The organism is Microcoleus vaginatus HSN003 (assembly GCF_022701255.1).
Classification (GTDB): Bacteria; Cyanobacteriota; Cyanobacteriia; order Cyanobacteriales; family Microcoleaceae; genus Microcoleus; species Microcoleus vaginatus_B.
On the sequence record NZ_CP031705.1, the window covers coordinates 5,611,489 to 5,635,672 of the forward strand.

Genomic DNA, 24,184 nt, shown 5'->3' on the forward strand with positions numbered 1-24,184 from the left:
ATTAGTGGGTAAGGTGCGTCAGTAAACATTCTATGACTCCCAAAAGAAATTCCCGACTGACGCACCCTACGAGAATTAGTGTGTTTGACATCCGAAATTATTTATGTTACAATAATAATACATAACAAACTGGCAAAACCAACTTAAACAAAAATGCCCTACGAAAAATTAGACATATCAGCCCCAAAACCCGTGCTATCTTGGGCACATCACGCCCTGGGCGAAAAAGAAACCAAGATGACCGCCAATGTAGCATCTTTGCCTTTTGTATTCAAACACGTCGCCCTAATGCCCGATGTACATTTAGGAAAAGGTGCTTTAGTCGGTTCAGTAATTGCCACAAAAGAAGCAATTATTCCCGCTGCTGTCGGAGTTGATATTGGTTGCTTTACGGATGATACACAAATTCCTCTAGTTGATGGCAAATCTTATGCGATCGGGGAATTGGCTATGAGTCAAAAAGAATTTTTTATCTACTCCTGTACAAAAACAGGCCGAATTGTTGCTGCTAAGGCTACAGCCAAATTAACTAGAAACAATGCCGAACTGGTTAAAGTGGTACTGGATAATGGAGAAGAAATCAAATGCACTCCCGATCATCAATTCATGTTGCGGAATGGTGAATACCAAGAAGCGCGGGATTTGACAACTGGAACCTCATTGATGCCCTTTTATTCCAAACTAGATAAGGATGGGTATACCTTAGTACAGCAAAACTATTCAGGTCGATCGCAGAAAGCTCATTGGATGATTGCTCGTTGTGGTTTGTTAGGAGACATACCATCTTTCCCCAATCAGAGAACTGTGATTCATCACAAAAACTTTGATACCGCCGATAATAGACCAGAAAATTTAAAATTCATGGGTCATAATGACCACTCTGCCTATCACCGCTCATTGGTTGATAGAAACACCTATTGGCAATCCCTGGAATTTGAACAGAAAAGAAAGCAAGCCCTAGCTAATAAAGCTCAAACCTCAGACGGACACAGATATTATGCAGAACGCGGAACGAAAAATATCCTCAAGTATATGGAGAACAATCCCGAACACTTCAGAGAGTCAGTTGCAGGGAATGGCGAACGAGGAAAGCAGTATCTAATTAATTACAATCAGAGTGAAAAGGGTAAAGCCAAGAGTAAAGAAATTGCTAATCGGCTATACCCTTGTGAGACTTGTGGAGATCAAATTAAAACTCCTATCGGGCTTCACAATCATCGGAAAAATCAGCACGGCTACAACCACAAAGTAGTTGCTGTTATTCCTTTAGTTGAAAAGGAAGATGTCTATTGCCTAACAGTTCCCGAATACGGCAACTTTGCGTTAACTGCGGGAGTATTTGTCCATAACTGCGGTATGATGGCTGTGAAAATGCCTTTCACTGCCAACAAATTAGAAGGCAAACTCAAACAAATTCGACTCGATATCGAAGCGGCGATTCCTGTGGGATTGGCGGAAAATAAGGAAGTAGAAAAAACTGTCACTAACTGGCAAAAATGGGGTGAATTTAAGGAACTTCATCAAGGTGTGCAGCATCAAAACAATAAAGCCTTAAAACAAATGGGTTCCCTCGGCGGCGGCAATCATTTTATTGAGGTTTGCGTTGATACTGAAAACTTTGTTTGGCTGATGCTGCATTCCGGTTCTCGCGGCATTGGAAATTTGCTCGCACAGCAGCACATCGAGACTGCTAAGGATTTAGCTAAACTGGCAGAAATTAATCTGGCTGACAAAGATTTGGCTTATTTTGTAGCGGGTACGCGGGAGTTTGCAGCTTACTGGCACGATTTGCAGTGGGCGCAAGATTATGCTCGTTTTAATCGCGATGTGATGATGAATCGGTTTAAGCGAATTGTGGAAAAGCACGTGGCGGGCGGCAAATCTGTTAAGCCGTTATTAGAGGTGAATTGCCACCACAATTACGCGGAAAAAGAGGTGCATTTTGGGGAAGATGTGTATGTGACTCGCAAGGGTGCCGTGCGCGCGGATGTAGAGGATTACGGGATTATTCCGGGTTCGATGGGGGCGAAGTCTTTCATTGTTAAGGGTAAAGGTAATGTTGAAAGTTACTGTTCCTGTGCTCACGGTGCGGGGCGCTTGATGTCTCGCACTCAAGCGAAGAATGTATTCACTCTCGATGATTTTGTGCGGCAGACTGAGGGGGTTGAGTGCCGCAAAGATGAGCAATTTTTAGATGAAATTCCGGGGGCTTACAAGTCGATTGATGAGGTGATGACTCAGCAGTCGGATTTGGTGGAAGTTGTGGCGACTTTGAAGCAGGTGGTTTGTGTCAAGGGTTGAATGTAAGGGAAGCTACAAAGGCAATAGCCCTTGATCACGTAGTCTAGCAGCAAAAGGAGATTCGCCAGCTTCAATTTCTGCCTGTTTAACATACTCTTCTCGTCGCTTGATTTGTGCATCGAGTTCTTGTTTGCGATCCCAATAATAAGCTAAGGCAGAAAGAATTTGGCTCATAGTTAAGTAGCGATGATTGAGGTGTAATTCTGCTGGACTCCAACCATAAGCTATCTGAGCTTCGAGTAATTCAACGACTTTCATCGTAGTTCCGGCTATGATGGGAACATTGTCTTCGTTGAGTTCTATAGCCTTTCTCAAAAAGATGAGGTACAATAACAGCAGTGTGTAAACCAGTTAAAAATATTTGACGATGTAACTTGTCCGAACGCAAAATCTATGGCTTTTCCTAATTCTTGATAATTAGTAGTCTTGATAGAACGGAGAATGATTTTAAGTTTTGACCACAGATTTTCAATTGGTGAAAAATCTGGTGAATAAGGTGATAAGTATATTAATTTTGTCCCTGTTTTTTCGATCGCTTTTTTCACTTCTTCTCCCAAGTGAATGGGACAATTATCCATCACTACACAAGCACCTTTCCAGAGTTTTGGCACAAGTTTTCTGATAATAAAAGCTTCAAATGTAATTGCATCAGTTCCGCCTATTAGATTAACCGATGTCAAAATCTCATTGACTGACCTTGCTCCAATTATTGAGACATTTTTGCCACGTTTAGTTGGTTTTGACCCCTTGGCTCTTTCACCTTTTTGCATACCTAGCATATAACCTAACCATTGCCAAATTAACTCCCGATTCGTCAATGAATATTAAGTCTTTCAAACTAATCTCTTTAATTGTTTTCCAGAACTCACATCGCAGGATTTGAACTCGCTCTGTCCCTTTCCCTGAAGGGAAGAGAGTTTTTTTTGACAGTAATGTCTAAGAGTTTTATCATTCTTCCTATTGTTGCTCTACTAACAGAAAATCCAATTCTCCCATAAAGTAAATAACGGAGTTCTTCAAGAGTTGCATCATTATTTCCTTCAATCAATTCCGCCAAGATGAGTAGTTGCTCCGCATTCAGTTTGCCTTTGACTCCACATCGGTCAGTTCTCGGAGTAATGTTTTTTGTTTCACGATATTGTTTAAGCAATTTTTGTACAAAACTCAGGGCTACAGAAAAACGCTTAGCTATTGCTTTTTGTGAAATGGGTTCAGTATGATAAGTATCAAGGATTTTTTGCCTAAAATCAATCGAATAAGCTTTCATTTTTAACAATGTATGAAGTTTGGTACAAGTAAACGTGTTGTGAGTCAAGCATCGTGTGCTTTCAAAAAAATGCTATTATGTGTGGTATCGCTTTCGCGTGGCTTTACTCAACCATGTAATTATAGTTCATTTGATCTTATCTTCTCTGTTTGACCCTCACGAGTGAGTGTCAGTAACATCATACCTCATCTTTCTGAGAAAGGCTATATATATTTAGGGCTGGGGGGGTGACGACCCGCCCCAAACCCATATTTAGTAAGGATTGAGCCAACTTGTGGTAAAAAAAGATAGGCAGCAGAGTTGTTACACGCTTGCCTATCCAAAAAAATAATGATACCAAGATTCTACCAGACTCATTTACAAAAACACCTGACGCCATCTCAGTTTTTGGTGATGACAATTTTGCTATCCTTGATGCAATCAGAAAAACAAGTGAGATTAGAGCGGCTCTCCCGAGTATTTCCCTGTCTAATTACAGCCGAAAGTCGGCGACGTAAATTACAAAGATTTTTAGATTTACAGAACTTAACAATCGAATTAATTTGGTTCCCATTAATTACTTATTGGTTGACCACTTATTGCCGTGTTGGTACTCGCTTATCAATCGCAATTGATCGCAGTCAATGGGGCTGTATTAATCTGTTCATGGTTAGCTTAATCTGGGAGCGAAGAGCAATTCCATTGTACTGGTCATTGTTGCCGAAATTGGGCAGCAGCAACTTCGAGGAACAAACTACAAATCTACAGCAAGTTTTACCATTGTTTTCAGAATATAAAGTCATCGTTTTAGGAGATCGTGAATTTTGTTCGGTCGATTTAGGAAACTGGCTGAAGGAAAAGGGTGTGTCTTTTTGCTTAAGAATAAAGAGGAATCATTGTATCGAAATAGAACATTTAGTTTGGCAGCGGTTAGATGAATTAGGAATAGTAGCAGGAACCTCTTTATATTTTCAAGGTAAAAGAGTTAGGAAAACACGGGCGTCCCACTGGATTTGATGTTGCTTGTAAGTGGAAAAGAAACTATGGAGCCTGGAAGGTTGATGAAGCATGGTTTATTCTCACAGATTTAGGTTCATTATCGGCAGCTATCGATGCTTACAAGCAACGGATGGGCATTGAAGAAATGTTTAGAGATTGTAAAACAGGAGGCTACGATCTGGAAGGAACTAGCTTAAAAGAAAATCGACTTATTAACATAATTCTGCTCATGACACTCGCCTACAGTTCGGCAATATTTGAAGGCACATCTCTTCGGAAAAAGCAGGTAGAAAAATATGTATGTCGGCGTCAAGAACCTAAAAAAAGATATCGAAGACGGAGTACATTTGGTGTTGGCTTAGATGGAGAAAAGTGGGTTAATTATCTCGAACAATATTCTGATGTGGTGGAACAGTTAATAAAGTTAACTCCAAATAAACGTCGCTTTTATCAACAAGGTATGCGGGCTGCAACCCTGATGGGGTCTATCTCCTAGGCCTCTTTGTCACCCCCCCAGATATTTAGGGTTTGCTGAATAATCGATCGCAAACTAAGAACAGGAGCGATCGATATATTCAAGCAGAGTTAAATATAAGTTTTTTCTGTATCGAGTCCCCCCATCTATAATTGGGGATTATCTTCAACCCAAAAACAGGTGTTCTTTTTCCAAATAGACATAAAAACACACAAAAAAGCCGACGCCACCAGGTAGCAAGGTTCATTACCAAAAAACTAATTGCAATAACTGTACCAGATGTATTATCAAGTTTTGCCATCACTCGATTGAGACCGAATCTTCGTTTCCCTTGCCCAAACTTGCCCTCAATTGCATTTCTAATTCTCTCATCTTCCAACGCTTGCTTCTTTTTTGATTTACTCACATTTGCTGGGGGTCTTCCTAGGGCATCGGTACAGTATTAGGAGTTGACAACAAAAGAGATGTATGCAACTAGCCGGCCAATGAGTTCGACTCTATGCCCGGTTGAATTGGCAAAACCTTAGATATTCGAGCAATGACATGGAGGTTATGGACAACAGCGACTCGACGTAAATCGAAGAGATTTTTCCGTTGTCCAAGATACCGGGCACGGTCTCCCTGCCAATGACCAATATGGGCTAAAGAGTGTTCAACTGTAGTACGCCTTCTCAAGTCGAGACGACCAGAGGCAGTAGATTGACGCGCTCGCAACTCTTGCATTAAAGCTTCATCAGGATGAATTGATACACTACGTCCTCTTTTACTGTTTGTGCAGTCGGATCTCAGAGGACAAATTGCACATTCACTCGGAGGAAAATGAACAACTTTTCCTGGTTCAAATGGGATGCTTACTTGATTGGGACAACTCATTAAATGCGTATCCCAATCCAGGAAAAAGGAATTTTTATCAAACCGGCCAGAATTTCTGACCGGCCACGCCTTGCAAAATATCTTTAATTGCTTATCCCGCTGTATGACCCAATGACTAGATAAATAAGCCCGGTCAATATGTAACTCAGTTAGGTGAATATTTTGGAGTCTTAAGTCACGTTCTAGGTCAAGTGTAGCAGCAGATTCGGGAGTATTTGCCCTCCTTCAATGCCACCGCGCAAACTACACCGCTATCTAAATCTTTAAGGACGTGGCGTTTATACCCATCTATTTTTTTAGACTGGCTTTTCCGTCCATGCCGCATATCTGGGTCTTCAATAGAAATTCGACGGTCTTTTGCTACCCCTTTGCTTAGAGTAGGAACTCCTTGAGAGTCTAATGTCACATTTTGGGATTCAATGACTCGGGCAACATTGAGGGTCTCTTGGGCGAGGTCAAACCCATGACAATGAGACTGACCTTGCATCCATTCTTCTACCGAATCTAAGCTGTTTAGGATGATTGAGAGTGCCTTTTGACGCTCGATTGGATTATCCCAGTTCAAATCTAATGCCGTTTTTAAGCTAGAACTATTGAGGATGGGCGCACCGGCTTCATCGGCAATTTCTGCTGACTCCCGCCCCTGTCCAGCAGCTATCACACTCACTGCTTTACGCAAAGCATGACCCAATAGATTATATGTATCTTCGACTTTCCCGGCTCCCCATAAAGGGGAGGAATCTAAGGCAGCTTTGAGTTGAGATGAGCCAAACCCACCTTTTTGTTTGGCAATCTCTACGGTGCGGTCAATTAAACGTTGGTCCAGTTCTTTTTTAATTAAGCCCTTTCTGAATCTAACCAAAGTGGCTTTGCTGAAAGGGGGACTTTCACACTTGAGACAATCGAGAACTAACTGCCAACGTTGATCCATCAGCATTTCTTCAATTACTTCATCATCAGAAATCCCCAAATATGCTTGTAGAATAATTGCCAAGGCAAGTTGTGCAGGAGGAACTGGGCTGTGACCCACTGTGCTGTCTTTAAAAATTGTAGCGAGTTCGTCTTGAAACTCATCATTAAATATGAATGAACGGTTGAGTCGAAGAAACGTGAATAGCTTGGCTCTTTTGATGCGTTTGATAATCAACTCTTCATGGTCTGATAGTTCAATTGGAGGATGCCATAAGGGAGGACGCATAGGGTTTTTTCTTTCTTCCTGATGGTGAGAATTTAACAGGCTCCTCACTTCACTTATCATATCTACCCGGTTTTGTCAATGTCTAATACTGTACCGACGCCCTAGAGGGGGCCCACTGAGCCTAATTCCTCTTTCTTTGCACCACGCTCGGTTTGATATTGTACGATAAATGCGATCTGCATGAACTGACTCTGGATAATATCCTGTAAATCTATAATAAGCTTCTACTTGTGCTTTTAAGTCCCCTGATTCGTTAAAGTTATCCCAGCTCATCCGGTCTAAAAATACATATCCTTCAAAACAACTGGCTGACAGTTTGGCTCCAAACTCTACGCTTTTCCCGGCTTTTCCTCTGACTATAGGACGAATATGGGGTTGACTTAAACTTACTATTCTATCCTCAATACTCTGTTTATCGTTGTCAAATAACCACTGTTGTTGGCGAGCGACTTCTGTGAGGACTAGCAAAGTTTTATATTGCTTTTTATTTAGACCTTCTATGGTCGCACCTAAATCGATTAGCTGTTCAATATGAGCTAGGTTTCTTTTGATGTACTGAAGTTGTTTTTTAATTGCCTGTCTTCTTTTGTTTCGGGTGGGTCGTCTTTGTTTGGCTACTGCTAAGTAATCTTTTCGGGCGAGATTACGGTAGGTTCTTGGTTTTTTATGGGTTTTTTCTTTGATTTGTTTATAGAGAATGTCTAGGATTTTTTCTGTATGAACTCTGGCTCCGTTTAATAGTCCTAAGTCGGTCGGATAACTAATATCGGCTGGGGCACAGGTTGCATCTACGATCAACTTACCGCGATTGGGTGACTCATTTTTGCCGTCCGAAGCCTTTTTTTTTTCTGGTTTGATTGGGGTGAGAGAGCGCATTTTTTCGACCATGCGTTCGTTGACTTTATTGATGAGGTTCGGACTGATTCGTTGCCGAAAGTGTACTAATAGAGATGGGTCAAATGCGAGTTCATTACTGTAGCTTGATTGACCGATAAAGTATTGCAGATAGGGGTTTTCGCGAATCTGTTCTACCGTTTCGCGAGCGCTAATTCCCAGTTTTTCTTTGATGATTAATGCTCCCAATGCCATCCGAAATGATTTGGCTGGTGCGCCCTTTTCTGTGGGGAAGTTTTGGGCATATTCTGCTTCAAACTCTGACCAGGGAATTAGTTCGGCCATTTTTACCCAACGGTTGTCTGATGACAACCTTCCTCCAAAGGGCAGTTCAAACTCGGATGGAGGACTTGAGGCAAGCTCAGCTTTTCTGTACACGCTCGCACTGGGTGATGCAAGGCTTTTGTACTATTTTACCTGTTTATCTTGCACACTTTCCTTGATCGGACGATCGCATAACCAAGCCGTGTAACCTTTCTGCACTTATCCAGCAAGCCCTATTTATACTCGGTCTTTGTAAGTGTCATGGTTCCTGCTTTGTCGATCGGCTCTTAAAGAGGATGTCTATTTTCTAGTATACTTCGCCGAATCCAGGCTACAACAGCAGCGACTAAATCGGGTTGGCTGGGTGAAAAAGTTGGCAAGGGAATATTTCCTTGTTCGCACACCACACAAATCGCGCGATCGAATTTGCTGAAAGCTTTCAGAAATGAATCGCTAAATCCTGTGGGTGTGGCTAAGAGTGCGGTGGAATCGTAGCCGATGAAAATGAGGGGAATTTCGCTTTGGCGACGCAGGGAATTCCAATAAATTTTGAGTTTTTGCATTGTATCGGGATACCCATTTTGCCACTCTGGACAATTTTGATTTAGCATCTCATCGTAAATTTCTTGGGCGGGGTTATCCGGGTCGATGAATTTGCTGATGTCGATACAAATTAGCTTTACTTTGCTGCATAAATCGGGTCGATCGTTAATGGCTTCGGCAAGGACTTAGGGTAAGTTTGCTAAGTTGAGATTTGCTGTTGCGGAGTTGGTAGGGGTTGCTTGGTGCCAAGCTTGATAGAAGTCGGGGTAGGGCATTTTTTGGGCGTAGTGCCAGAGAATCGTATAGTAGTAGCTGTATTCCCTAGAACCTTTCTCAAGGGAATTTATTAAATTTTTTAAACTTGTTATAATCCTTTTTATATTTTCTATTGAAATTAAAGTTACGAGTTTTTTAGCAATTTCCTGTATTTGCGCTCCATTTAGAGGATAGTAAGAGTTATCTGACAGGATTGATTTTTGAGACTGAGGGCAAAGTAAATCAATAATAACAGATGTCAATTTCAAGTGCTTTATTTCAAATTTTAATAATTTACTAAGGGCATCAATATAAATTATATATTTGTTTTTTGTATTGTCAATTTTGGAGGGAACTATATATATTGCTACATCAAAAAAAAATGGTGAATCAGAAAATAGTTTCTCAAAACTCTCAATCATTCCCAATTCTGATTCAAGTATATGTAAGCTGTGGGTAGGAAAACCGTTACTTTCTTCTGCTGTATTGAACCATTGTATATATTCGATTCTTTCGCTTTCAGAGGTTTCACAAGTATTTAGAATACTAACTAATACTTCTGCAATCTCTTGCTTATTTTTGTTTGATCGTCCTAACATAACTTCTTTTTGTTCTGAACTTAAATGCTGACTTAAAAAATCTTCATACCTTTCTTGATGTGCAAGAAATGCCTCTTCTGCATCAAAATCAAAAGGTGGGGGTTCTAATTGCTTTAATACAGAGATAGCATCTGAATCGCTGGGATTAATTTCTTTTAAACTTTGAGCAGCAGAATAAGCAATCATTAATGAATCATGTTGCAAAAAATTTTTTAAAACATAAATCACATCAAAATTATCACAAGTAATTTTTCCCAATAGATCGATAACTTGAATAATAATTTGTTCATTATGGCAAACTTCTAATAAATTGCTAAGGGTATTAAGAGCAGTTAAGTTACTAGCATCAACCTGAATTAATGAATCAGCAAATTGCCAACGCAACTCCTCATCTCTAAGGATAGACAGTCTCTCAGTCAGCGCAGTAATAACAGCATCATTATTACAACCTATTTTACTTAAAATTTGAACTGCACACTTAAGGCTTTTGCCTCTCTTACTGCCATTTACAATCGAAATTAATGCAATTATTGCTAAATTTCTGTCAGTCTCCAGTAATGCTTCTTTGGATGATTCTGCTATAGAATCTTCTATGAAATCATCAAAGTCATAACACGCCAATTCAGCTACTGCCTTCACAATGTTAGCAGCATCACTATGATCTATAAACTCTGCTACTCCCACTGCTGCGAGAAGGTATGACCTGCCGCGGTAGAAGTTTTGACAATCATCTTGGAAGTTCTGCAGTGCGTCAATAAACTCCTTCCTTTGTTCTGGTGAAGCATACTCATCTTTACGCCCCAACCAAAGCAAAATCACCTCTCGCCACTGCCTCTCAAAAATCAGGTAACTGCAAGAAGAAACAGGGGGAATTTGGTGATTTAAGAAAAAGTGCCAATCCCCAATTGCACAAGCGGCGAAATATTCCTGAAACGTGGGATGGAAGAAAGCGTAAATAGGCTTTTTCGTGCGGGTATCCCTGTCAACTAAAACCAACCATCCCAATTCATCCGCTAAATCAAACCACTGTTCCTCCATCTGCTCGATCGCAAATTCTTGCTCAATCCGAAACCGATTGGCGCTTTCCATTGCCGCTAAAGCCAACTTTGCCAAAGCTTGTTGAATCTGTTTTTTATCCGTTTCCTTTAATACTCGGTGCTTTTTCTGAAATTCCTCTTGTTTCCACTCAAAAAAATAAGTAGTAAACTGCTCGTAAAGTGCCGCCTTCGTTGACGGCAAATCCCGTTCAGCTACGCACCAAGACTGACACAACATCGACAACCGCAGGGGATTGCGTACCAGTTCCCGAATTCGCTCTTTTCCCGATGCTTTTAACTGTTGCTGTAACTGTTTTCCCTGTTTCTGCCAAAAACTTTCATTACCAGAATTGCGCCGTTTCTCATCCTGACTTGCTTGCTCAAACCACTGATGAATAAACTTATCCACATCATCGGGTTCAAATTCCAAGGTTTTATAAGTCTCAAAATTCGTCAGGGTATTGCTAATCGTCGCATCCCAAACATTCAAACGGCAAGTTAGCACCACCCGCGCCTTACCCAGCCAGTCTGTCAGTTGTTCCCGAATTTTCGCCAACGCCTGCACGGGGGATTCCGCCGCCATTTCATCCACGGCATCAAGCAGCAACCACACTTTACCTTGACAGAACAGTTGTTTGAGAGCTTTTCTGATTTCTGGCGTTACATTTTCCGCATCAGCATCGATAAAATATAGCGCTTTTTTCAGCCAATTATCCAGTAAATAATCTTCAATGGTGCTTTCCCGTAAATCTGCCAGTCGAATACAAATCGGAAAATCCGGGGAATTTTTCGGCAACCGTTCCGCCAATTCTCCTAACAGCGTAGTTTTTCCCGCACCGGGCTCGCCAATAATCGCGATATGCTTGCCTTTTTCGGTGCGATTTTCGGCAATCACTTTCTGGAAAAAAGCATCATCTTTATAAGTTTGGACGATTTGCAGTTCTGGTTCTTTCTGGCGTGACTCTTCGCCTGTGGGGTTTGGTATGGGGTTTGGTGTTTTGGGACGTTCCATTAATCCCAAGGGAACGTAAATATTTAATTCATATTGTTGTGCTGTTGCTTGGCGGCGGAGTTGTTGAGTGGCTACAACTTTGTCGCAGATCTCGCGCCAGTCGATTTCTGTTGGTGTGAGTTTCGATGTAGGTGGGTTTAACTCGTTTGCATCGACTATATCTGTTACTTCCAAACCTAAAGCTTTGCAAATCGAAATTGCAGACTCTCTATCTACGGCTTCTCCCCGGAAAAACCGCTTAACGGTTGTTTCGTTCACTTCCGCTGCTGTGGCGATGTCCAAATAAGTCCAAACTTTGTCGTTATGGTTGCGTTTAGCAGCTTTGGCCGTTGTGAGTTTTTTTCGTCCTTCTTCCGTTGCGCGAATACCACGTTTGCGGGTTTCCTTCATCGGTAGTAGCTCAATACCATTGTAGATATCAATACATTAACCGATCGCACCGATCGCCCGCCAGTCCGAAAGCCCGCCAGGGGTTTAAACCCCTGGCTAATAGCGAAAGTCCACTTAAGTGGACTAAAAATATTTCGGACTTGCTGGCGAACGTAGCAAGATATCAGAACAGGGAACTTAATATCTGAACTGAACTGCCTTAATTTCAACCTCTACACTTCAGTATCACTGAATCATGACCTTCAGAGATACACAAAATATGTTTAACCGGATTACAAAAAACGAAAAAAATCAAGACAATCGTCAAAAGTTTGTGGGGCGAGTTATAGAGATCGCATTTGTCACACAAGCCATCATTATCGGCATCAACGGAAATCTCGATGTGCTTTCAGGTAAACCCGTCCTCGATGTTATCCCGTCGATGATTACTCAAGCTATAGAGTTAATCGTCAAAACCCATCGCACCCAAAAGAGTGCTGAGGAGATCGATCGCATTAAAAAAGATCGCATCGCCCAAAATCCCGACGATTGATATCGCTTCGAGGGTGCAAGATCGATCGCACAAACAGCATCAAAAGGGGGAAATTGAGCTTAACTCAACCTCCCCCTCTTGACAAACGCTTTGTTTTTTCAGGCTGTTCTCTAACAGGCCATCTGCTGCCACTCAAGTTCTAGCAAGCGCAGCAGTCTTTCATCGCCCTTGGCCTTGGCTGCTTGCTGTCTACGATCGAGAATATTGCAAATATTCGCCCGGTGCACTTGCGCCACTTCCACACCTGTTGGATAAGATTCAACCGTCGCGGAGGCGCGAGCTGCTGCGACATCCCGATCGCCAGCTTGAGAATCTCGCTTTTTGGTATTGTTGGTGCCGCCGTATTTTTTGGGGTTGGGAATGTGTCTCGGATACCGATAGTTCCAGTTTTGGCCCCGGTATTTGCCCGCGACTTCGCCTTCGATCATATCGACTGTCGGAATGTCGTACTCGTAGTTTGCGCCACGATAAGTGAGTTTCATATTTTTTGATCCTTATATGTATGGAGATAAAAAGGGCAGTCAGGTCAGCTTGGGTTTTCTTCGCTAAAACTTTTTTAGTTTCTGTATTCAATTATACTGTTTTTTAAGATGAATCCGTTTGATTTACAAAAATTAATATTTTGAGGGGGAGACGGCAAGAAAAAACCCGCCGCAGCGGGTTTAAGGGAGTTTTTGACTAATTCGAGCAGCACCGGAGCGAAACTGCTTCGGTTCCGAAGAACTATCCGACTGTCACCTGATCGGTTTGCACGCCTGCGGCACCTTCTTCAGCAGAGGCGATCGCCACCAACTTGTCGAGAATTTCCTGACTGGGAACTTGACCTTTGAGAACAACCGTGCCGCTGAGCTGAGCCACATAAACAGTCTCGATATCAGCAACTTGTGGATCGCTGTCAAAAGCTAAAGCCACCCGCTTCGCCAGGCCGCTTTCGTCAAAATTTCCGTCTGGGCCGACTTTAGCAGGAGCGATGGATTGCGCTTGTGCTGCTTGCTGTACTACTTGTGCCATCGGTTCAGCCTGGGGTGCAGGCTTTTCGAGTCCGAACAGTCTTTTAAACCAACCCATATTAGTTGAGTCTCCTGAAAATACACTTTTTACACGATAGCTCTAGAATTCCAAAAGACTTGTAATTGTTGCAAAACTCAGTGAAATTTCTCAAAATGTTTTCCGGCAGACTTTCACAATCTCAAATTTCCCCTGATATCTAGATGTTGATTTGGCTATTTTATGTATATGACATCGCGACGCCTGGGATTGCATACCAGTAGTCGAAATAGTTCCCACTTTTACCTTGAAAAACCTGCACAGCGCGCCGGAATACATTCCCGGTTTGTTTAACTACCCAGGACATCTTGTGCTGGTCATCGAACTGCGCTCACTGATACAGGGAATTTGCCCTGCCATTAATTGGGAGTAGTCCTACATAAGTAGTGATGCGATTTGATGTAACCCGCTTTGTATAAGGAGATGAAAAGCAAAAATCACTACTTGTTTACCAATTAGCAATTACCAATTTCCAATTTCCAATTAGACATAATTAAATCTAATTCTTAACTTTTTAGATAATATTGTTCTGCTTCCGACCAATTCAGTTTAAGCAACGAATCATCTCCCCAGGTTAGTTTGAGACTCGGCTTAATTGCTTGCACGCCCAAAGCCCTAATAATCTGCGCTGCTACAGCTTTCGCCAGTAGTGGCGGTACAGAATTTCCGACTTGGCGAAAACCGTGCCATTTTGTAACGTGAAATCTAAACCAGTCAGGATAGGAATGCAGGCGCGCAGCTTCCCTGACAGTAATGCAGCGAGGCGCGATCGGGTGAATCGGTCTCGGCGAAGTATAAGCCCCCCTGGCCCGGTCGGTTCCAGCCCTGAGAGTGTTGCAAACTCCCTGGGGATGAAGCTTGTAAAAACGGCTGATCGGCTCTTTTTCGCCGTGTTTGGCCGCATGAAACCTTTCCATACATTCCTGAGAATGTTTAGTTCGCAAACTACAAGAGAGGATTTGTCGATCGTACTCGCGATCGTAGGAATAATCATCATCCAAACCATCAATTCCGCGCATTATACTCGCATAAGTGCTGCACTTTCCATACTCCGCCCTCACCCAATCTCGGTGCAGCAACTCGCTGTACTTTTCCACTTCCGGCAAATCTCCAATCGCATCCCAAACTGTTGGGACAGCAGGTAAATTAATTTTTTTATAGCGTTTAGGAATTTTAATTTTCGGCAATATAGTAGTTTGCTGAGGGTATTTAGGTAGCTCATAACCTTCTTTGCACCCAATCAAAAACAATCGTTTGCGAGCTTGAGGCACTCCATAGTGCACAGCGTTGAGAACTTGATAATTTTCTTCTACTTTATAACCACATTTCACAAAAGAGCTAATTAAAATTTTCAGGAGTTCTTTGTGTTCTCCTGATGTAATTCCCGGTACATTTTCCATTACAAAAAACTTGGGTTTTAGCTCCAAAACTAAGCGCTGAAAGTGAAAAATTAGAGAATTTCGGGGGTCGTCCACATCGCGCTTGCCCATCATGGAGAATCCTTGACAGGGCGAACCGCTGATTACTACGTCTATCTCGCGCCGCCCGATCGCCGATTTTTTCCGAATTTCTGAACCCGTAAGCTGTGTGACATCTTTGCACAGAATAGAACACAGCGGGAAATTAAACTCGTGTGTGGCGCAGTGAATAGGGTCAATTTCGACTGATGCAAGTACATCAAAACCTGCTTGTTCAAAGCCCAGGGTCATGCCGCCCGCGCCTGCAAATAAATCAACAGCGATCGGTCGCTTTTTCCGATTGCTTGGCATAACATTTCAATAAAAAAGTTGCTTTAATAGAAATTAAAAAAATTAACCGGGTTTTTGGTAATAAATCTCGGCTTGGTCAACCAGCCAGCCACAAAGAAACCGGGTTTATACATAACCTTTTAATACCAAAATTGGTTTAAGAAGCTGTATTTAATTTAACATTTTTCATGATTTCCGCAGCGGCTCGATCGCACACGCCCACATCTCCGAGACTTTCGCGCATTTCCCGATAACCTGCCAAAGTTTGCTGGCGTCGATCGGCATTTTGCAGCAATTCCAGTGCGTGGTTCACTATATTTTCCGCAGTAGCGTCGTCTTGCAGCAACTCCGGGACGATCGGCTTCATTTGCACCAAATTGGGCGGAGACATAAAAGGAATCGAAAATTTCAGCACGTGGCGAGCAATAATCGCCGTAATCGGACTGACGCGATAGAGGACAACTTGCGGAACATCCAGCAAAGCCAACTCCAAATTAACAGTACCAGATTTAGTAATCGCCAGATCGGCAGAGGCTAATATTTCCAGAGTTTGATTTTCTAACAAAGTAGCCCGCAAACCGTAATTCTCGATCGCTTTTTCGATTTTGCTGCGGAAAGCTTGGTTAGCAAGCGGAATCCAGAAATGAACTTCCGGCAATTTAGCTTGAATAATTTGAGCGGCCTCAAATATAACCGGCATCAGGTACTTGAGTTCTTGGTGTCTGGAAGCGGGAATTAGGGCGATCGACACCTGTTCCGGCCCAATTCCCAAACTTTTGCGGGCAGCTTCGCGGCTGGGCGCAGAGTGCATTCTATCCACCAAAGGATGACCAACCCAACTCACTTGGGCTCCTTTTTTTCGATAATAACAAGCTTCTTCGGGGAAAATTGCCAAAAGTTGGTCGCTAATATTGACAATCAGATCAGTATTGCGACGAGAAATCGACCAAACCCATTCTTGAGGTGCGATGTACCAAACCACGGGCAAATCAGGCAAACAGCGGCGGATATAGCTGCCAATACCGAGATTTGGAGTCAAATAATCAATCAATACAACAGCATCGGGGCGGAAGTTTTTGAGATATTGTTTAGCTTTTTGCTGAACTTGGATCGTCGGCCAAATATACGGCACTGATTCTATCAGCCCCATAGAACCAATGCCCACAGTATCGCCTAAAATAGTAGCCCCAGCTTCCGCCATACGAGGCCCGCCCAATCCTGTTATTTCTAGCTCAAAACCAGCGGCGACAGCGTGACGTTTTAAGGCTGCAACTAACAAAGCTCCTTGCAAATCCCCAGAAACCTCACCAGTGCTGATAAAAATTTTCATATTCTGACTTTATACAGGTGAGATGTTTGCTAATAACTCGGTAACAGCATCATATTGATCGGGCATATTAGCACAGCGTAGCAGTAATTCTAAGTCCAGATCGGGAAGGAATGTACTCCGGCCAATTTCCTCATAATTTTCACCTGTTAAGTAATAGAGAGATAACTGACTATTTTGCCAAAACCAGACTTCCCTAACGCCCAATCTTTTGTAAAATTCTAGAGTATTTATCCCACCACTGGTAATTACCACTTCAATAGCAATATCTGGGACTATTTTTTGGGTTCCTATATCATAGGAATCATCCGGCTCTTTTCTACCGCCTAATTCTCTGTTACCCAAAGTCGGCCCGCCCTTGCCGTAAAATCGAATCCCATTTGCTCTCATATATGCCTCTAGCAGCATACAGAGAGTTTTCTTGATTATTTCGTGTTCGGGCGAGACAGTCATAATTTGCAGTTTTTGATCGAGATAGAAAAATTTCACACCTCTGACATCTTTAAAAGCTGCTTCTATCGCTTCAAATTGCTCCCAACTCACCTCTGAGAACCTAATGCAGCCATCTTGTTCTGTTTCAGGAGATGTAGATTTGACTGAAGTATATACATTCATAGGGCAACAGTCGCTTAGTTCCTAGGTTTATTCTACCTCATTCATTTTTTCCCTGGAATCAAACCGCGCCGCCCTTTGGTTATAGATTGCTGCACAAATCTCCGCAGGTGCTGCAAGTGGGGGTTTTCTGGCAACAAATCCAACTGTTCCAAAGCTTGATTTAGAGTGTAGCCAGAATGGTATAGAATACGAAAAGTTTTCTTCAAAACTAGCAAATCTTCTGGGGTAAAACCGGCGCGTTCGAGGCCTATTTTGTTGATTGCTCGCACTCTCGAAGGATTCCCCTCGACTAGCATATAAGGAGGTACGTCTCGATCGATCCTGCTCAAGCCGCCTACCATAGACAAGCGGCCGATGTGGACAAACTGGTGAACGCCCAAAACACCGCTCAATCGGGCTTGAGACTCGATTTTAACGTGTCCAGCTAACGCTACAGCATTCGCGATAATTACTCGATCGGCGATCGCGCAATTGTGTCCTACATGAACATAAGCCATCAATAGATTATGATTGCCAATAGTCGTGCTTTCCCCCGCTCCAGTAGCGCGGTTGATTGTCACGTATTCCCGAATCAGATTGTTGTCGCCAATTTTCACCCTAGTCAGAGAACCCTCGTATTTCAAATCTTGAGGTTCCAAACCAATCGCCGCACCGGGGAAAATTTGATTGCGAGCGCCTATTTCTGTTAGCCCGTCGATAATTGCATGGGCGCCAATCTTAGTATCCGGCCCGATTTTCACTTTTTCCCCAATTACAGCATAAGCTCCCACTTCTACAGTCGGGTGAAGTTCAGCACCGGGATGAATCACAGCAGTTGGGTGAATCAAAGTAAGCATTTGTCAGTTGTTTTGCTGGTAAGTGGGAAGGAAGTTTGGCAACGCGCAGTGTAAAGTATTCAACGGATTTAACGGAAGGAAGAAGGAAGAAGGAAGAAGGAAGAAGGAAGAGGGAAGAAGGAAGAGGGAAGAAGGATTTTTTTTAATTTTAAGATTACTTCCTTCCGAGGATGGGTTCGCGGTTTCAATTTAAATTCAAAACTCACAACTCAAAACTAGCCGCAAGCCCTCAGCAATTCCCAAATTTAATCTACCATCGAAAACGTCAATTCTCCTTCACAAACTTTTTGTCCGTCTACTTCAGCCAGAGCCTGCATTTTTGCGAAGCGACGGCGTTTTACCCACAGCAATTCTACAGTCATGAGCAACTGATCGCCCGGTACAACCTGACGACGGAACTTGACTTTATCAATTCCGGTAAACATCCACAATCCTTGCTCGATTTCGGGCAACTGAGCCAGAACAATACCGCCAACTTGAGCCATCGCTTCGACAATTAATACTCCCGGCATAATCGGCCGTCCGGGAAAATGCCCTTGAAAATGTGGTTCATTGAAAGTCACATTTTTAATTCCTACAGCCTTCTCCGACGGCACGTAATCAACAATCTTGTCAACCAGTGCAAAAGGATAGCGATGAGGCAATAATTTCTGAACTTCTTCGAGAGTAAAAGTAGATTGAACCGCTGGAGAACCCTCACCGTTTTTGGTGGGGACGGATTCAGAATTAGCAGTATTGAGGGTGTTAACTTCAGTCAGCGTAGACATTGCTTGAAGACTTTTGAGTGTGGTATGGCAGAACGAAGAAGGAAAAAGGAAGAAGGAAGATGCAATCTTAACAGATAACCTGTTTTTTCCTAACTTTTATCTAGGGTAGCTAGAGCTTCCGATTTCAGGGCTTGGGCGAGTTGGACGTGCAGATTGTGACTGGCTTTGTAAGCCAAGTAGTGAGCTTTTGGCCAAGTTCCAAGCAGACTGAGGTCGCCTACTAAGTCTAGGATTTTATGGCGCACCGGTTCGTTGGCAAATCTCAAAGGCGGGTTAAGCCAGCCGGATCGATCGCAAACTAGGGCGTTTTCTAGGGTACCACCTTTGATCAAACCTGCTTGTCGCAATTGGTCAACTTGGCGAGCAAGTCCAAAAGTGCGGGCTGGGGCGATCGCCGTCGCAAAACTTTCTGCCTCTGGCGACCAACTGTACCATTGATTGCCGATCGCCTGTTCCTCAAAATCAATTCCGTAACTAAATCGAGTTTCGGCTGAGGGTAAAGCCGCTGCAAAAGCATCCCCGTGACGCACCCAAATTGGATTTTCTAGGACGAAGGAGGAAGTGGAGTCTTGCTTCGATTCTTGAGGAACTAAGCCGGCATGGGCGATCGCCTCTACCCAAACCTGGGCCGAACCGTCCAGCAGAGGCACTTCCGGCCCATCAACCTCAATTCGAGCATTATCCGCTCCCATCCCAGCCAAAGCGGCTAATAGATGCTCTACAGTGCGAATTTGACCATCGATACCTGCTAGTTCAGTTGAAAGTGCAGTTTGGCAAACTGCCTGAATTTTTGCTGGAATTATCGGAGCACCGGGCAAGTCAATTCTGACAAAATAGCGGCCTTCCTCAACCTCCGCAGGCAAAACTCGGACGCGAGTTTGTGTGCCGCTGTGCAAACCGATTCCCGACAGTTCAAATTCAGATTTTAAGGTACGTTGAATAGTCATTAGTCATTAGTCATTAGTCATTAGTTAGTAGTCAGTAGTCATTAGTTAGTAGTCAACTGTCATTAGTTAGTAGTCAGTAGTTAGTAGTCAGTAGTTAGTAGTCAACTGTCAACTGTCAACTGCCAACTGCCAACTGCCAACTCTCAACTGTCAACTCTCAACTGTCAACTCTCAACTGTCAACTCTCAACTGTCAACTTAGAATCGCTCACCAATCCCAAAGTGAATTTGATTGTCGCCAGTGTCGTTGATACCGTAATCGATCCGGATCGGCCCTAAAGGAGATTGAATCCGCACGCCGAGGCCGTAACCGTAACCGCTACCCGGCTTTCCGCGAATACCGGCAGGGTCGCCCGGGACATCTTCGCCCGTGCCCAAGTCGGTGCCAGCATCCAAAAATAGGGCTCCGCCGAGAAACGAAATAATCGGGAAACGGTACTCAACGCTGGCTTCTAGGAAACTGCGACCTGCTCCGAGGTCGCCTTCGGCGTACCCGCGCACCGAGTTGGCGCCGCCCAAGGCAAAGGCTTCGTATGGAGGCAAATCTCCGAATATGGTGCCACCCCTAAAACTGAATGCCAGGGTTTGAGGGCCGGGGGTAAAGTTAGTGTACTGGACTGGTAGGTAAAAGCTGTAGCTGGCCCGCAGGCGGTTTAACAGGATGCTGCCGGAACCTACAGGAATCGATTGTTCCATCCCAAACCTGACCAGCGAACCGCTAGTGGGGCGGAGAGGGTCGTTGCGTCGATCGCGCACAACACCTGCTTGCAGTGTTGTCAAGTCGTCGGAGCCGGAATCGCTAAAACTCAACTGGTTGCCGAGTTCGTCCTCGGATTCGCGCCTGCCTTTGCGATCGGTAATTGAGACTCGCTGGTACTGCAAGCCGACTGAAGCTGTCCACTCAGCATCGGCAAAAGGATTGCGCGACAGGGGACGGGTGAAATTGATGCCGGCACCGGTGCGGACGACGCGGGGTCGATCGTCGTTGGGCAATCGGACTTCCCGTTCGCCACCGTCAAAAATCACGCTGATCGATCGTCTTCTAAACGCATTAATCGTATAAGAAGTCCGGTAAGGATCGCCCGCAATCCAGGGGTCGGTAAAACTCAGGTCAAACAGCGTTTGGCGTTCCCCGATTTGTACTTCAGCCCCCAATTTCTGGTTCCTACCTCTCAAGTTTTGCTGCTGGTAACTCAGCGTACCGAACAAACCCGTCGCGGAACTCAAACCCGCACCCGCCGCCAGAGAACCGGTATTTTTCTCAATGACGTTGACAATTACTCTTGCCTTGCGGGGGTCAGTCGTTCCCGGTTCCAAGGCAAGTCGCACGTCTTCAAAAATTCCCAAACCAAACACGCGCCTCAAATCTCTTTCCGCCTTGGTGCGGTTAAAGATGTCTCCGGGCTTAAGTTCTACTTCGCGGGTGATGACAAACTGACGGGTGTTGCCTCCGATCGGCTGACCCGTCGCATCTGTTGCCTCTCCCTCCTTGTTCAGGAAGCGGACATCAATGGATTCGATCTGGCCTTCTGCCACTACCAGGGTAACTGTGCCGTCGTCTCCTACTTGCGGGGCATCAGTGATTTGACCCAAAACATAGCCGTTCTCTTGATACCACGCATTAATTTTTTTCACTCCCTCCTCAAAGCGGCGGAGGTTGAGAATTTTGCCGTATTGATCGCGGAAGCTTTCGTCAATTACGCTTTGGGGCAGCACTTGCTGACCGGTGATTGTCACTCCCCGCAGCACCGGATTTGGCTGCACAATAAAAGTTACCCGGACGCCCAACGGGGTGTCTTCGGGTACTGCCCGCACGTTTCTGAAAAAGCCCGTGGCAAAAATGGCGTTGATGTCTTGTTGCAGTTGGGTGCGGTTGGTCGTGCGTCCCGGTTGGGTGCTGATGACTCGGTAAATTTCGCTTTCCAGGTCGTCCGTCGCCCCGGTGACTGTAACTTCTGCAACTAGCACTTGCGGTTCGGCAGCCCCGGCGGGTGCGGGGGTTTGTCTCGGCTGCGGTGCTGGGCCCGGGGGCAATGGGGGAACGGTGTTAGTGGGCGGTTCCGCCGGGGCCGGTATTGTCGGAACTTGGGCGTTTTGAGCGATCGTCCCTGATTCCTCTGGTTTCCCTAGCTCTGCTGCGAGCCAGGCGGGCGTTACAGCGGATACATCGGGGGGGAGCGAGCTGGCCTGTGGCGCCTCTGGCATGGCGTTTGGTTTCCCTAGCTCTGCTGCGAGCCAGGTGGGCGTTACAGCGGATACACCGGGGGGGAGCGAGCTGCCCTGTGGCGCCTCTGGCATGGCGTTTTGGCTGCTAGAGGCGGGGGAGGGGTTGGATGCTAGCTCGGGTTTGAGTTGAAAGCTGGGAGGGGAAACCGGGGAGGGGGTGTCTCTAACCCGGTTTGGGGGATCATCGCGGTCGTTCTCTCCTCTGGCAGGGGCCTCAGCTATTTTTAGGGCTTCCCCTTTGCCGGTTTTAGCGGCTTTGCGGTTTTGAGGAGGGTTTTGGGTTAATTCTGGAATGGGGCGATCGGGTAATTCGATCGACGGGGCGGGCGGAACGGCAGCCAAAGCTTCCTCTGCTGATTCAGAGTAGGATGTTTGGCCACTTGCCGAATTTGATAACCCGAATGTTGCTGAGGCAGTAAAAACTGCCACCAATACAGCAGATAAACGCATTTTTGTTCACTTTTTTGGGCAATCCACACACCACATTAGTCATTATTCATTAGTCATTAGTCATTAGTTATATAAGTCGGTTGAATTTCGCGTTGACCGCTAATTGATGACTGTTGACCGCTGATTGCTGACATCGAAAGCAGAAGGGTGACAAACTGTGCAATTCTAGCGCATTACCAAGGCCTCTAGACTTTCTGAGCGAGAACGCGTTGGAGAACTTGCTGGTAAGCGGTTTCTACCGATCCTAAGTCGCGGCGGAATCGGTCTTTGTCCATCACACGGGCGTCGGGGTCGGCTTCTGCGTTGTCCCAGAGGCGGCAGGTGTCGGGACTGATTTCGTCGGCGAGGATCAGATTTTGATGTTGGTCGATACCGAATTCTAGTTTGAAGTCTACCAGGGTGATGCCGCACTGGCTGAAAAATTCTTTGAGTATTTCGTTAATTTCGCGGGCGGCGATTTCTAGTTGGTCTACTTGTTCGGGGGTGGCTAGCTGCATTAGCAGCAGTCTGTCGCGGGTCAGCAGTGGGTCTCCTAAATCGTCGTTTTTGTAATAAAACTCCACCAGGGGCGGATTGACGATTGTGCCGAGGGCGAGGCCGGTTTGCTTGCAAAGACTGCCGGCGGCAATGTTTCTGACTACGACTTCCAAGGGCAAGATTTGGACGCGACAGACTCGCATTTGGTTGGGGGTAGGCGTGTCGATGAAGTGGGTGGGAATGCCTTTGGCTTCTAGCATCCGAAACAGGTGGGCGGATACGGCGCAGTTGATTTCGCCTTTGCCGATGATGCTGCCGCGTTTCTGGGCGTTAAAGGCTGTGGCGTCGTCTTTGAAGTGGGTCAGCAAAATTTCGCTGTCTTCGGTGGAGTAGAGGATTTTGGCTTTGCCTTCGTAGAGTTTGCGATCGGCTGACATGGCGATTAATAATGTAGATGAGTTTTAGATTTTACCGTAGCTCGATCGGGCGTTATTGGCGAGTTTTTGGATTTCGGCTGCGCCCCTGAGAACATGAGGGGCGAGTACACCTGTAGGTAGATACCGTCATCTGCCCCGGCATAAATGATTCTGGACAAAGGACAATAGAGATTAAACCTGCTGGGTTCGCGATCCGTGCTGACTAAACCTGGCCAACGAGACGGGCGCTTAAAAAACATCTATAAAATGGCTGATTTATGCAAGACAAAAAAATTCATATTCTCTTGGTAGAAGATGATGAGGTTGACGTGATGAACGTCCGGCGAGCTTTCAAAAAAAATAACATCGTCAACCCCCTCTACATTGCTGCCAATGGAATAGAAGCGTTAGCCATATTACGTGGAGAAGGAAAAATAGATCCTCCAATGCCTCAAGCGCGCCGATTGATTTTGCTGGACTTGAATATGCCGAGAATGAGCGGGATCGAGTTTTTGCAAGAATTGCGACTGGATGAAGGTTTGAGGTCGATTCCGGTAATCGTCCTCACAACTTCTAATGAAGATAGAGATAAAGTAAAAGCTTATAATTTGAATGTAGCGGGCTATATTCTTAAACCTGTGACTTTTTCTAACTTTGTGGAAGTGATGGCTACCCTAAACAGATACTGGATGCTGAGCGAAATTCCCTAAC

At 44.7% G+C, this 24,184-nt stretch carries 18 protein-coding genes and 4 pseudogenes; 5 read left to right on the forward strand and 17 right to left on the reverse strand.

Translation table 11 applies throughout. The features are described 5' to 3' along the window. The first annotated feature begins 153 nt into the window (after positions 1 to 153). Positions 154 to 2,301, forward strand: a complete 2,148-nt coding sequence (locus tag D0A37_RS24220; protein WP_242718269.1) for an intein-containing RctB family protein — start codon at positions 154 to 156, stop codon at positions 2,299 to 2,301. Between the two features lie 12 nt (positions 2,302 to 2,313). Here the strand turns inward: D0A37_RS24220 and D0A37_RS24225 are convergent, their stop codons facing one another. Beyond that, a complete protein-coding gene (locus tag D0A37_RS24225; protein WP_242718271.1) occupies positions 2,314 to 2,616 on the reverse strand; it encodes a DUF433 domain-containing protein in 303 nt (100 codons plus the stop codon). After that, positions 2,613 to 3,568, reverse strand: a pseudogene (locus tag D0A37_RS24230) (IS630 family transposase). The gene D0A37_RS24225 and the pseudogene D0A37_RS24230 overlap by 4 nt, the downstream one beginning before the upstream one ends. A gap of 330 nt (positions 3,569 to 3,898) precedes the next feature. On the opposite strand from D0A37_RS24230, the gene D0A37_RS24235 reads away from it, so the two are divergent. Both D0A37_RS24235 and D0A37_RS24240 read left to right on the forward strand, forming a co-directional pair. Beyond that, positions 3,899 to 4,564 carry a hypothetical protein gene (locus tag D0A37_RS24235; RefSeq protein WP_242716793.1) on the forward strand — a complete coding sequence of 222 codons (666 nt, stop codon included), beginning with the start codon at positions 3,899 to 3,901 and terminating at the stop codon, positions 4,562 to 4,564. A 112-nt stretch (positions 4,565 to 4,676) separates the two neighbouring features. Further along, positions 4,677 to 5,042 (forward strand): hypothetical protein, encoded by a 366-nt coding sequence (locus D0A37_RS24240; protein WP_242716792.1) that lies wholly within the window; start codon positions 4,677 to 4,679, stop codon positions 5,040 to 5,042. A gap of 79 nt (positions 5,043 to 5,121) precedes the next feature. On the opposite strand, the pseudogene D0A37_RS24245 reads toward D0A37_RS24240, so the two are convergent. The 5 genes and pseudogenes from D0A37_RS24245 to D0A37_RS24265 form a co-directional block, all read right to left on the reverse strand. Beyond that, positions 5,122 to 5,448: pseudogene (locus tag D0A37_RS24245) on the reverse strand (transposase); the annotation flags it as partial. Between the two features lie 47 nt (positions 5,449 to 5,495). Then, positions 5,496 to 7,092: pseudogene (locus D0A37_RS24250) on the reverse strand (IS1182 family transposase). Positions 7,093 to 7,188: 96 nt separating this feature from the next. After that, positions 7,189 to 8,364, reverse strand: a pseudogene (locus tag D0A37_RS24255) (IS5 family transposase); the annotation flags it as partial. 173 nt (positions 8,365 to 8,537) lie between these two features. Then, positions 8,538 to 8,963, reverse strand: a complete 426-nt coding sequence (locus D0A37_RS24260; protein WP_445242559.1) for an NACHT C-terminal alpha/beta 1 domain-containing protein — start codon at positions 8,961 to 8,963, stop codon at positions 8,538 to 8,540. Positions 8,964 to 8,978: 15 nt separating this feature from the next. Beyond that, positions 8,979 to 12,086 (reverse strand): NACHT domain-containing protein, encoded by a 3,108-nt coding sequence (locus D0A37_RS24265; RefSeq protein ID WP_242718275.1) that lies wholly within the window; start codon positions 12,084 to 12,086, stop codon positions 8,979 to 8,981. A 235-nt stretch (positions 12,087 to 12,321) separates the two neighbouring features. Between D0A37_RS24265 and D0A37_RS24270 the strand changes: the two genes are divergently transcribed. Then, positions 12,322 to 12,618: a hypothetical protein gene (locus tag D0A37_RS24270; RefSeq protein ID WP_242718277.1), complete on the forward strand. Its 297-nt coding sequence runs from the start codon at positions 12,322 to 12,324 to the stop codon at positions 12,616 to 12,618. 110 nt (positions 12,619 to 12,728) lie between these two features. Here D0A37_RS24270 and D0A37_RS24275 read toward each other — a convergent pair whose 3' ends face one another. From D0A37_RS24275 to purC, 10 genes are all read right to left on the reverse strand, one after another. After that, on the reverse strand, positions 12,729 to 13,100 hold the full coding sequence (locus tag D0A37_RS24275) for a DUF4278 domain-containing protein (RefSeq protein ID WP_242718279.1): 372 nt from the start codon (positions 13,098 to 13,100) through the stop codon (positions 12,729 to 12,731). A 241-nt stretch (positions 13,101 to 13,341) separates the two neighbouring features. After that, positions 13,342 to 13,686 carry a BON domain-containing protein gene (locus tag D0A37_RS24280; RefSeq protein WP_242718281.1) on the reverse strand — a complete coding sequence of 115 codons (345 nt, stop codon included), beginning with the start codon at positions 13,684 to 13,686 and terminating at the stop codon, positions 13,342 to 13,344. Positions 13,687 to 14,171: 485 nt separating this feature from the next. Further along, the gene (locus D0A37_RS24285) at positions 14,172 to 15,434 is read right to left on the reverse strand and encodes a DNA cytosine methyltransferase (protein WP_242718283.1); all 1,263 of its coding nucleotides are present in this window, start codon (positions 15,432 to 15,434) and stop codon (positions 14,172 to 14,174) included. A gap of 136 nt (positions 15,435 to 15,570) precedes the next feature. Continuing rightward, positions 15,571 to 16,743 carry a lipid-A-disaccharide synthase gene (lpxB, locus tag D0A37_RS24290; protein ID WP_242718285.1) on the reverse strand — a complete coding sequence of 391 codons (1,173 nt, stop codon included), beginning with the start codon at positions 16,741 to 16,743 and terminating at the stop codon, positions 15,571 to 15,573. 9 nt (positions 16,744 to 16,752) lie between these two features. After that, the gene (locus D0A37_RS24295) at positions 16,753 to 17,355 is read right to left on the reverse strand and encodes a Uma2 family endonuclease (RefSeq protein WP_242718287.1); all 603 of its coding nucleotides are present in this window, start codon (positions 17,353 to 17,355) and stop codon (positions 16,753 to 16,755) included. 41 nt (positions 17,356 to 17,396) lie between these two features. After that, positions 17,397 to 18,191 carry an acyl-ACP--UDP-N-acetylglucosamine O-acyltransferase gene (gene lpxA / locus D0A37_RS24300; RefSeq protein WP_242718289.1) on the reverse strand — a complete coding sequence of 265 codons (795 nt, stop codon included), beginning with the start codon at positions 18,189 to 18,191 and terminating at the stop codon, positions 17,397 to 17,399. Positions 18,192 to 18,436: 245 nt separating this feature from the next. After that, entirely contained in the window at positions 18,437 to 18,958 is a 522-nt protein-coding gene (fabZ, locus tag D0A37_RS24305) for a 3-hydroxyacyl-ACP dehydratase FabZ (protein WP_242718291.1), read from the reverse strand. Positions 18,959 to 19,047: 89 nt separating this feature from the next. Beyond that, positions 19,048 to 19,905 carry a UDP-3-O-acyl-N-acetylglucosamine deacetylase gene (lpxC, locus tag D0A37_RS24310; RefSeq protein WP_242718293.1) on the reverse strand — a complete coding sequence of 286 codons (858 nt, stop codon included), beginning with the start codon at positions 19,903 to 19,905 and terminating at the stop codon, positions 19,048 to 19,050. A gap of 197 nt (positions 19,906 to 20,102) precedes the next feature. After that, positions 20,103 to 22,580, reverse strand: coding sequence for a BamA/TamA family outer membrane protein (locus D0A37_RS24315; protein WP_242718295.1), 2,478 nt, complete (start codon positions 22,578 to 22,580; stop codon positions 20,103 to 20,105). A gap of 185 nt (positions 22,581 to 22,765) precedes the next feature. Beyond that, positions 22,766 to 23,494: a phosphoribosylaminoimidazolesuccinocarboxamide synthase gene (gene purC / locus D0A37_RS24320; RefSeq protein WP_242718297.1), complete on the reverse strand. Its 729-nt coding sequence runs from the start codon at positions 23,492 to 23,494 to the stop codon at positions 22,766 to 22,768. Positions 23,495 to 23,751: 257 nt separating this feature from the next. Between purC and D0A37_RS24325 the strand changes: the two genes are divergently transcribed. Continuing rightward, positions 23,752 to 24,183: a response regulator gene (locus D0A37_RS24325; protein ID WP_242718299.1), complete on the forward strand. Its 432-nt coding sequence runs from the start codon at positions 23,752 to 23,754 to the stop codon at positions 24,181 to 24,183. Position 24,184: the final 1 nt, after the last annotated feature.